Genomic DNA, 10,342 nt, shown 5'->3' on the forward strand with positions numbered 1-10,342 from the left:
TTATCCGAAATGACTTTTCATGGGCTCATCACCATAAGGTGTGGTTGACACATAAAATCCATCGGATTTTGAATTGAACATAGAAAAAAAGCGAAAACCCCGGTATCGTAATTGTTGCTTAGACAAACCACGATTGGAGTTTTCGCTTTGTCCCAACAGTTTATCAAATTACTTCTTCCACTTCCCAGCCCTTTTTCAGATCCAAGTGTCGTCAGACGAAGAACCAAACGTTTTTCCGGTCATCCCGGATCGACATGACATCCCTTGTCCGCTGTGCCAGAGAAAGACCATCCTGCATTCGAAAAAGCGGCGTCGCTTTCGACACGGTCATGCGTGGAACGTCGGTGTACTCTGGATCGAACTGGATGTCCCACGTCAAAGATGCACCTCTTGTGATTTGACGTTCGTGTATGACTACGGTCTCGGGCTCGTCCGCACTTCCACCGAGGTTTTCCGGAAAGGCATCGCAAAACGTTGCCACGGACGGACGATCTCAGATGTCGCACGCGAGTACGGCCTCCCTTATACGACGGTGGAGCGCTGGTTCTATCAGTACGCTTCGGTGGAGACGATGGAGCGTGCAACGCAAGTCCTGGTCGACGAGTTCGCCACGAGAAAGGGGCACCACTATGCGACGATTGTCCTCGATGCCAAGAGTGGCCAGCTTCTGTCCATTGTCCCGGGCCGGGACGTGGCAGCCATCACGGCAGCACTTCAAGGCATATCCGGGGATATCCGTTCTGTCGTCAGTGATTTTGCACCGGCGATGGCGAAGGCCATCAACCATGTCTTCCCGGAGGCAGAACATGTGCTGGACCGGTTCCACCTCGTCCAGTTCGTCACGGACGCCCTTCGCCGACGGCGTCGTTTTTTGAACGAGGCAAGACGCCATCACCACGTTCGCGTGATCGATCGTTCGCTCGCGCGTCGCCCGGAAACACTGACTGGGGAAGACCGGGAGGTCGTCCGTTCCTGTATTCAGGAAGATCCATTCATTCGGAACCTCTATCAAGGGCTCCAGCATATCCGGTATGTGCTGAAGGCGACGTGCGAGATACAGGCGCAACGGCGGCTGTCGGACTGGTTGGACCGTTATCAGTTCCATCCGTGCGGGCCCCTGGCGAAGATCGCGAAAGCAATCCGGGTCCGGGAGCAAGCGATGCGCCAGACCATCGTGTCAAGGCTGTCGAACGGGAAGATGGAAGGGACGAACAACAAGATCAAGCTCATCAAACGCCGTGGTTATGGCTATCGAAACCTCGAACGATTCTTTTTAAGATTGCGCCTCGAGATCGGTCGTCAAAATAGCAACCACGAGTTATGGTGATGAGCCAGAAAAAGAGGATGAATTTATCGAAGTTTTCTCAAACAGGGGGTAAAATTACAAAGAATTTTTTCTTTTGTTCTTTGCCCAGATCACTAGAAACGATAGAAAGATCAAAATAAATAAGCCGTACTGATAACCGGGAGGTATGGATTCTACAAGGCCATAAACAACAGCCACTTCAAGAGAAACGGCCGGAATTTTACCGATGGTGCTGGCAATAATGAATAAGCCACCTGGAATGGGCGTCAAGGCCGCCCCTGCTGTTACCAGACCTGATGGGACAAAAGGAATTAAGCGCAGCAAGATGATTGCCCAGAAGACGCGGCTTATTGAAGAACTCTGGATGTACCTCCAGAACGGCCGCTTTAACCACTTTGGATTAACTTTTGAAAACCCATATCGATATAGGTAAAATCCGACGATAGCGCCAAAAATCTCCCCCGACAAAGAAAGGATGACGCCAATGGTTAACCCTAAAGAACTGATATTGAGAGACGTGAGCAAAAAGCTTGGGAAAAAGCCAACTGCACCCATACTTATGTTGAAAATGAGAAGCAGCAGAAATTCTAAAACGGGGAACTGAGTGTTTATGGTATAATCAGCCTCCTGCGCTGTTTAAAAAATTGATGGTATATAAAAGTTCAGTTGAATGAAATTTTAAGATAGAGAAGTGCGTTCTATATCCGTTTTTTTCGAATTCGGTAATACACTAATCCTGAAAAGCCAACGACGAGGAGGAACAAATAGATTGAACTTAAAATCCCAGGTGGGAAAAATGTGCGAACGTCTTCAGAATTAGAAGGAAGGTTTGTCTCAGAAGCACTGACAACGGGAAACTGATAAGAAGACAAAAGAGTGCCATCCTGATCAGTAATCCTTAATAGTCCATCTTCTTTTACAGCGATTGTCACTTGCTCATCTGTTTGGTGTGTATAAAAGAAATCGCCTGGCGTAATGTATTCCACATCACCGGCAAAAAAGCTGCTTTCTTTCGGAATGCTCACTGTTTTAAAATTTTCAAATCCAAAATCCAAAAGTTGAATAGTGTCAGCATAAGCTTCTGCCTCTGTGTCGCTTTTTAAGGTGACGACAATTAAATTCAGGTTTTTTCTTTTGGCTGTCGTGGCCAGCGTGACGCCTGCTTCTGGCACAAACCCGGTTTTACCACCCGTAACGCCTTCATAAGGTTTTTCCCTTAATAGTTTGTGGTGGGTATAAAGCGTGGTATCCCAGGATTCACCGTTCCAGGGCAGTTCTTTTGTTCCAAATATTTTCATGAATTCATCGTTCTTCATCGCATATCGGGTTAACTTCGCTAAATCTTCGGCTGTCGTAACATGCTCGGGATCAAAAAGACCGTGGGGATTTTCGAAGTTCGTATTCCGCAGGCCAATTACATCTTCTAAATATAAATTCATATCAGCAGAAAATAACTCAACGCTGCCGCTGATGTGTTCAGCAATGGCGACGCCGGCATCATTTCCAGAGTTGACTAAGAGGCCCAGCAACAGTTTTTCTAAAGTCACTTGTTCTCCCTCTTCCAAATAAACACGGGTGCCTTCCGTATTGCGTGCTTTTTTACTGATGGTTACAACATCATTTAATTTTCTGTTTTCAATTGCATAAATGGCTGTGGCAATTTTTGTTAGGCTGGCAGGATACATCTGCGACTGTGCATTTTTTTCATAGAGGATTTCTCCAGTCGTTGCTTCCATGACAATAGCTGCTTCACTGGATACGTTTGGCAGGGACGGGTCATCAGTTTTACTGAAAACGGACGAAACGATTAAAGTGTTGATCATGATTAAAATGGTTGAAACAACACTTAGTTTTTTCATAACTACTCCCTCCTGAGTGATTATTTTAGTTCTGCTTTATTATATAATTGACGGTTTCCCGGTCCGAATCAGTCGGTAAATGAAAAGTTTGCTGGTATTTCTCGTGTCCTTTACCGGTAATCACAATCCAGTCGCCTTCCTTGCTTTCATGGATTGCTTGCTGAATGGCGAGTGTACGGTCTGGAACGATGCTGCCTTTTGAGTTGCCGTATGTTTCATTTAGTTGGTTTAAAACTTCCAGCATATCTCCTGGAGAAACATTGTTCAGGTCGTCCAACGTTAAAATGTAGCGGTCACTCATTTCAGCAGATATGGATAGCATGTGCTTTCTCTTGCTGGCATCTCGATTTCCACGAAAGCCGAAAATATGGGTTATTCGTTGGGCCCCTTGTGATTTTGCAGTTTCCAGGCAGTAAGAGATGGCATCCGGAGTATGGGCATAATCCACAATAACGATCGAGCCCTTGGCCAGTTTCGTGATCTCAAAGCGTCCATCGACTCCCTTGAAATGGTGAATGGAGTTTAAGAGCTTTTCTTTGGGGATACCCAGCAACAATGATGTTCCGTAGGCCATTAAGGTGTTATACATATTGTGCATTCCGGTCATGGCAGCGACCATTTGATACGTTTCGTTACTTTCAATCACCCGCATAGTGGAGGACAGTGAATGAAATTTTGCAACACGCAGGTTGCATTCAGTGGATGTGCCAATTGCATAAATCGGTTTTCCCTTTGTTTGCAGGATTCCACAGAGCTTTCGTCCCCACTCATTATCTGTATTCACTACAGCAATCCCATGTTCTTTCATCTGATTGAACATTGTAAGCTTCGCCTGAAAATATTCTTCCATGGAACTGTGATAATCCAGGTGTTCATGGTGAAGATTGAGGAACAAGCCGTAATCAAATTCAATGCCTTCTAACCGATACTGGGCCAGTCCATGAGAAGAAACTTCCATAATGACGACCTCATCCTGACTGAGGGTCAACAGTTTATGGAGAGCGAGTGAATTTGGTGTGGTGTTCGAGCTTTTCATTTTTTCGCCATTGATAATATTTTTGTTGGTACCGATGACAGAACAACTCATACCGTTGCTTTCCAGAAAGTGCTGGAGCATATAGCTCGTCGTCGTTTTTCCGTTGGTGCCCGTAATTCCAATCATTATTTTCTGGTCAGATGGACGGCCATAAAAATTCCTGGCCAGGATGCCAAGCGCTTTCCGGCTATTTTCCACCTGTAAATAAGGGACACCTAACCGGGTAATTTCTTGTTCTCCGATGACAAGGGCTGCCCCTTTTTCAATTGCCTGGTCAATAAACCCGTGACCATCAATTTCAAATCCTTTAATAGCAACAAACACAAAACCTTTTTCCACATCGCTTGAGTTATCGGCAATCCCCTTGATGTCTAATTCTAATATTCTGGAATCTAATCGGGAGATTAGACCGGATTCGTTCAAAAGCTGATTTGTTTTCATAGATTTGGTGACCTCTCTAAAACTATTTAAATTTGATTTATTCTATTATAAAAATGTTGAAAAAATGTGCAGAATTTATACGGGAAGCCTAACTACTAAAACTTAATGTTTTTGTAATACAAACGAAATCGAATCCTTTATGAACCATTACAGATAAAAACCCGGGATCTTGTTGACAAGATCCCGGGTTTTGGCGCTTTTATTCGGGTGACAGTTCGCTTTCAGTCACCCATTTATGATTGGTGACTTCCTCGCCTCCGGTGGTCGGGACGAAATCAACCATATAGACGGTCGTTTCTTCGGTAGAATCAACCGTAGCCGTTGCGCCGTCCATTCCCTCCATATGGTCAGCGGCAATGGTCGCTTTATCGCCCGTTTCCAATGGTTCATCACCTGGATTTTCCAATTCTGCGTGAATCACCCATTTGTGATTATCAACCGGCTCGCCTCCGTCCGTCGGCGTATAGGTCACTGCATAGGCGGTTGTATCATAAGCCCCGACAATTGTGGCTTCAGCACCTTTCATGCCTTCCATATGATCGGTTTCAATAATCGCCTGGCTTCCAACTTCAAAGGTTGGATTTTCGGCTTCCTGCAAATCATCCGGGACTTCACCTGAACCGGAATAGAAGAAACTGCACAGAAAATCAAGAATTAATCGGTAAACTGGATTGGTTGACGTCTTCTGGAACGGTTAAGCAAGCACGGGGAAGTAGAAGTTAAGAGAGGGGCTGTATTTAATTTTACATACCTTGAAATTCCCCGAGTCTTATATAGAAAATTTCATTTGATTCCTTAAGGGATACAAAAATGATAAAGAAGAGGATTCAACTTACTGTAATAGGAGGTGTACAAGTGGCGGAAATTAGTTTGTATCTTGCGTTTGGCGCAGGGCTTTTATCATTTATCTCTCCATGCTCCCTTCCTTTGTATCTGGCTTTTTTATCCTACCTTACTGGAGTTTCAGTCAATGAGTTAAAGACGGGCAAGGGAATGATGAGGAGCACGGCTTTGATTCATACGGTTCTATTTTTGATAGGTTTCTCCATCATTTTTTAGCGTTGGGCTTGTCGACTTCGCTTATCGGAAACTTCTTCTTGGAATATCAAGTTCTTCTACGTCAATTGGGCGCTATTTTGATGGTGTTTTTTGGCTTGGTCCTAACCGGTATTCTGAAATTCGACTTCCTGCTGTCGGATAAGAAATTACAGTTCCAGAAAAGGCCCTCCGGATACGCGGGTTCTGTTCTGATCGGCATTGGCTTTGCAGCTGGATGGACCCCGTGTACCGGTCCCATACTTGCAGGAGTTATTGCACTCGGAGTAGCGGATCCGGACAGTGGCTTACTCTATATGCTGTTTTACGTTCTGGGATTTTCCATTCCTTTTCTCTTGATGTCGTTTTTTATTGAGAAAATGACTTTCTTGAAGAAGAAGAGCGCTCTTTTCATGTCAATAGGAGGAGCATTAATGATTCTGATGGGCGTTTTACTTTACTTTGACATGCTGACAGAAATCATCGCTTTTTTATCGCAATTTACGGGTGGATTTACAGGGTTTTAATGGACTCAACCCAGCATCTAGGAAGGACGTGACAGTGTATGGCTGCTAAAAAGGATAAAAAGAGAAATCGCTTGATTATGAGGACAAGTATTTGTTCATTCTGGTTGTCGCTATTGCATTTACCATCTACAACGGATTAACAAAAGAGAAAAACGAATTGCTGCAAGTTGGAGATTCGGCACCCGATTTTGCGTTGACGGATTTGAACGGGGAACGGCATCAGCTGTCTGAGTACAAAGGGCAGGGGGTGTTCGTGAACTTTTGGGGTACTTGGTGCAAACCGTGCGAAAAAGAGTTCCCGCTGATGGAAAAGCAGTACCAGGTATACAAGGATCAAGGTGTGGAGATACTCGCTGTCAATATTGCGCAATCCGATTATGAAGTGAGACAATTTGCTGAACAGCGAAATTTAACGTTCCCGATTGTTATCGATAAGGACAAAAGTGTTATGGAAGCTTATAATATCCGTCCATTGCCGACTACTCTGTTAGTCAATCAAGAGGGCAAAATCAAGAAAATTATTACGGGTGAAATGTCCGAAGAGGATATCGCGAGTTATATGGAACAGATCAAACCGTGCTGATACCTCTGAATTTCCCAAGCATAATGCGGGCCACGTTATTTTGAAAAATGCTGCAAAGAAAAAACGAGAAAAAAACATTTCTTTAAAGTGGACTAACCGAAAGAAAAGAAATGTCAGGTGTAGAAAATTTATAAATAAAAATCAGGCAAAGATCCTCCACCGGACCGATTGGAAGGATTATTCCTTTTGGGTCAATTGTAGAGGGAATGGATTAGCTGTTTTGAAATCAAGATATCTGCACAAAAAGTCGAAACTTTTTCGTTAAACTTTAAGAATGTTATACTTATAAAAAATAAAAAATGACATATTCGGAGGGCATCTACATGAAAAAAAAGAGAATAGGAACGGCAGTGCTGTCGGCTTTTCTTTTGCTGGCAGGCTGCAGCAATGATACAACGGATTCATTTGAAGTGCCGTTTGAAGGGGAACTGAACCATGTTCATGGGATGGGTTATGCAGGAAATGAGAACGGACTGTATTTTGCCTCGCATACCGGGCTGAAAATTTACCGGGAAGAGGGCTGGTTCGAAACGGCGGATAATTTTCATGATTATATGGGCTTTAATGCAACAAATGAAGGATTTATTACGTCGGGCCACCCAAGTGCAGACTCAGAATTACCCAATCCCCTAGGGATACAGCGAAGCATCGACAGCGGTAAATCGATTGAAGAGATTGCATTTCAAGGAGAAACGGATTTTCATGCCATGGCGGTGGGATATAACAGTAACGACATTTTCCTAATCAATCCGGCCAAGAATTCCCTATTGGAAGCCGGCGTATATAAAAGCGGTGATGAAGGCGAATCATGGAAAACTGTGAAGGCTGAAGGGCTGGAAGGCGAAGTGACTTCGCTCGCTCTTCACCCGGCTGACTCAAACTTCGTCGCTGCAGCTACGGCTGCAGGGATTTATTTCTCACGGGATGGCGGAGAAAATTTTAAAGCCATTACAGACGGAAGTGAAACAGGCACAGCGGTGCATTTCACCGAAGACCATTTGTACTTCGGAAGCTACGGGACAGCGGCGGCTCTGGTGAAGTATACTATGGAAAATGAAGAACTCGAGCCGGTGAATACACCGGACCTTTCACAAGATGCCGTCGCTTTTATTGCACAAAACCCGATGGATGGAATGGAACTGGCGATCTACACATTTGAAGGCAATGCCTACTTGTCGGAAGACGGATTACAGACCTGGAAAACGCTGCTGGAAGAGGGAAAAACCAAGTAGAAACCAGCTAGCCGTTTGAAAGACGAACCGAATCCAACAGCTTTCGGCAGCAGTCTTTGTCTTGATTGCTGCTAACCAATCGACTTAAAGAGGGATGCCATGTTAAACAGGCTTGCATTGAAAATAGGTTTGCTGTTTTTTGTGTTTATTATCATCATTGAATTGGTTTTGTTTCTAACCCTGTACGTTACTTTTGTCAATGAACGGGTGGATGAAGTCATGACCAACCTGCTTGCAAGAGGGAACACCCACAGCGAAGTATTGGAAGACAGTTTTGAACCGGCGACATTGAACCATGTGGCGTTGATGGAATCGGCCTCCGATTTCATCGTCATCATCACGGATGCAGATGGCAACGAATTGACCCATTCCGATCTGATTGAACCTGAAATGAGGGAAGTGTTGGAACACACCGATTTTGATGAGGTTCTGCAGGGAGGGAAGGTCGTGGAAGAGCGATGGGACAAAAAAGAGTTTATTGCGACGGACAGCCCAATCACCATTGAAGGAGAACATAGAGGCCACGTGTTCATGTTTGCGGAAACCAATCATATCAAAGGGATGGTCAGTCATTTGCGAAACCAATTCCTGATTGTTGGCCTGATTGCTGTCGGGTTGACCGTCATCACAATTTTTCTGCTATCCCGATTGATTACGTTGCCGTTGATTCGGATGAAAGAAGCGACGGAACAGTTAAGCGAAGGGCACCACGAGGTCAGCCTGAATATTGGCCGAAACGATGAGTTGGGAGAGCTGGCGAACGCCATCACTGCTCTATCCAGTGACTTGGAACATTTAAAAAATGAGCGGAATGAATTTTTGGCGAGTATTTCGCACGAGTTGCGGACGCCGTTGACCTATATCAAAGGATATGCCGATATCGCGAGCCGGCCGGATGCATCCGAGGAAGAGAAAAAGGAATACATTGGCATCATCCGGGAAGAGACGGCCCATTTGACGGAATTGATCCGGCAGCTGTTTGAGCTGGCTCAGATGGATCATAACCAGTTCGCCATTCAAAAAGAGGAATTTTCACTGGAGATGCTTTTTGCATCCGTCGTTGCCTTGGTTCGGCCAGCTTTTGACGAGAAACAGATTTCATTGGCTGTCCATTGTGAACATGAGATTGTCGCCTTCATTGATCCCGAACGTTTTCAGCAGGTATTGCTGAATGTCTTGGACAACGCCCGCAAGCATTCTCCTGAAGGAACACAAGTGGTATTACAGGGAGTCCAAGATAAAGGTACCATCACCATAAGCATCCGTGATGAAGGAGAGGGCATACCGGAAAAAGATCTTCCTTTTGTCTTTGAACGATTGTATCGGGTCGATAAATCCAGATCCAGACAGTACGGAGGAAGCGGTCTTGGCCTGGCGATTGCGAAAGAAATCGTCGAATCGCACGGTGGTCTCATGACGCTTCAAAGTGAGTACGGACAAGGGACAACCGTCCTGATAGAATTGAAAAGGGGGGATTCGCTTGCAGAAAGTGCTGTTGGTTGATGATGAACAACGAATGCTGGATTTAGTGGCTTTATATTTGAAGCCGCATCAGTACCTCTGTAAAAAAGCACTGGGAGCTCATGAAGCCCTCGACTATTTGGAATCGGAACCTTTCGATCTCGTCTTACTGGATATCATGATGCCGGAAATGGATGGCTGGGAACTGTGCCGCGAAATCCGGAAATTTTCGGATGTGCCAATCATTATGCTGACGGCGCGGGAACAACAGGAGGATATTGTTAAGGGATTGAATATCGGGGCGGATGATTACATCACAAAGCCGTTTAATGAAGATGAGTTGCTGGCCCGGATGGGGGCGCTGCTTCGCAGGAGAACTCCGAAAAATACCATTGAAGTGGACGGTTTGGTGTGGGACGAAGACCGGTTTGAACTTACGTACGGCAAACATATCATCAAATTGACGCCAAAAGAATTTCTGATGGTGGGCCACCTGATGAAGAATGCCGACAAAGTGTTTACGAGGGAGCAGCTGATCCAGTTAATTTGGGGATTCGACTCAGAGACGGAAGGGCGGACCATCGATTCGCATGTGCGAAATGTTCGGGAAAAAATCCGCCAGTCCGGTTTTCCGGTCGATGATCATTTTCTCACGGTTTGGGGAATCGGCTACAAATGGATCCATGAAGCAGAATGATGCTTGATAAAAGAAAAGGTCCGTCGGAAAATATTTCCTGGGCTAACCTAAATTTTTGAGACAATATAAAAACACCTTCGCAGTGGTACACTTAAAAAAAGTGCTAGCATCGGAGGTGTTTTTGCGTGGGCAAAAACGTATATTCAAGTGAAGTGAAATGGGCAG

At 45.0% G+C, this 10,342-nt stretch carries 7 protein-coding genes and 3 pseudogenes; 6 read left to right on the top strand and 4 right to left on the bottom strand.

Annotated features, from left to right (window positions below; all coding sequences use genetic code 11):
• Positions 1-205: 205 nt before the first annotated feature.
• Positions 206-1,327, top strand: a complete 1,122-nt coding sequence (locus tag KNP80_RS14845) for an ISL3 family transposase (RefSeq protein WP_214835008.1) — start codon at positions 206-208, stop codon at positions 1,325-1,327.
• A gap of 54 nt (positions 1,328-1,381) precedes the next feature.
• On the opposite strand, the gene KNP80_RS14850 is transcribed toward KNP80_RS14845, so the two are convergent.
• The 4 genes and pseudogenes from KNP80_RS14850 to KNP80_RS14865 form a co-directional block, all read right to left on the bottom strand.
• Positions 1,382-1,861 (bottom strand): TVP38/TMEM64 family protein, encoded by a 480-nt coding sequence (locus KNP80_RS14850; protein WP_214686824.1) that lies wholly within the window; start codon positions 1,859-1,861, stop codon positions 1,382-1,384.
• Positions 1,862-2,004: 143 nt separating this feature from the next.
• Entirely contained in the window at positions 2,005-3,165 is a 1,161-nt protein-coding gene (locus tag KNP80_RS14855; RefSeq protein ID WP_214835009.1) for a D-alanyl-D-alanine carboxypeptidase family protein, read from the bottom strand.
• Positions 3,166-3,190: 25 nt separating this feature from the next.
• The gene (locus tag KNP80_RS14860; protein ID WP_214835010.1) at positions 3,191-4,642 is read right to left on the bottom strand and encodes a UDP-N-acetylmuramoyl-L-alanyl-D-glutamate--2,6-diaminopimelate ligase; all 1,452 of its coding nucleotides are present in this window, start codon (positions 4,640-4,642) and stop codon (positions 3,191-3,193) included.
• Between the two features lie 199 nt (positions 4,643-4,841).
• A pseudogene (locus tag KNP80_RS14865) lies at positions 4,842-5,267 on the bottom strand (YdhK family protein); the annotation flags it as partial.
• 230 nt (positions 5,268-5,497) lie between these two features.
• Here KNP80_RS14865 and KNP80_RS14870 point away from each other — a divergent pair.
• The 5 genes and pseudogenes from KNP80_RS14870 to KNP80_RS14890 all read left to right on the top strand — a co-directional run bounded on the left by KNP80_RS14870 (position 5,498) and on the right by KNP80_RS14890 (position 10,177).
• Positions 5,498-6,204, top strand: a pseudogene (locus KNP80_RS14870) (cytochrome c biogenesis CcdA family protein).
• A 38-nt stretch (positions 6,205-6,242) separates the two neighbouring features.
• Positions 6,243-6,787: pseudogene (resA, locus tag KNP80_RS14875) on the top strand (thiol-disulfide oxidoreductase ResA).
• 323 nt (positions 6,788-7,110) lie between these two features.
• Positions 7,111-8,019: a F510_1955 family glycosylhydrolase gene (locus KNP80_RS14880; RefSeq protein ID WP_214720039.1), complete on the top strand. Its 909-nt coding sequence runs from the start codon at positions 7,111-7,113 to the stop codon at positions 8,017-8,019.
• 99 nt (positions 8,020-8,118) lie between these two features.
• Positions 8,119-9,522: a sensor histidine kinase gene (locus KNP80_RS14885; RefSeq protein ID WP_214720038.1), complete on the top strand. Its 1,404-nt coding sequence runs from the start codon at positions 8,119-8,121 to the stop codon at positions 9,520-9,522.
• The gene (locus KNP80_RS14890; protein ID WP_029595517.1) at positions 9,500-10,177 is read left to right on the top strand and encodes a response regulator transcription factor; all 678 of its coding nucleotides are present in this window, start codon (positions 9,500-9,502) and stop codon (positions 10,175-10,177) included. Before KNP80_RS14885 ends, KNP80_RS14890 begins: the two co-directional genes overlap by 23 nt.
• The last annotated feature ends 165 nt before the right edge of the window (positions 10,178-10,342 follow it).

It is taken from the genome of Exiguobacterium sp. E4787 (genome assembly GCF_018618375.1).
GTDB classification, from domain to species: Bacteria; Bacillota; Bacilli; order Exiguobacteriales; family Exiguobacteriaceae; genus Exiguobacterium; species Exiguobacterium chiriqhucha.

Excerpts from the sequence above, each read along its gene's own strand:
- KNP80_RS14850 (WP_214686824.1), bottom strand. The coding sequence starts at position 1,861 with ATGGGTGCAGTTGGCTTTTTCCCAAGCTTTTTGCTCACGTCTCTCAAT.
- KNP80_RS14855 (WP_214835009.1), bottom strand. The coding sequence starts at position 3,165 with ATGAAAAAACTAAGTGTTGTTTCAACCATTTTAATCATGATCAACACT.
- KNP80_RS14860 (WP_214835010.1), bottom strand. The coding sequence starts at position 4,642 with ATGAAAACAAATCAGCTTTTGAACGAATCCGGTCTAATCTCCCGATTA.
- KNP80_RS14880 (WP_214720039.1), top strand. The coding sequence starts at position 7,111 with ATGAAAAAAAAGAGAATAGGAACGGCAGTGCTGTCGGCTTTTCTTTTG.
- KNP80_RS14885 (WP_214720038.1), top strand. The coding sequence starts at position 8,119 with ATGTTAAACAGGCTTGCATTGAAAATAGGTTTGCTGTTTTTTGTGTTT.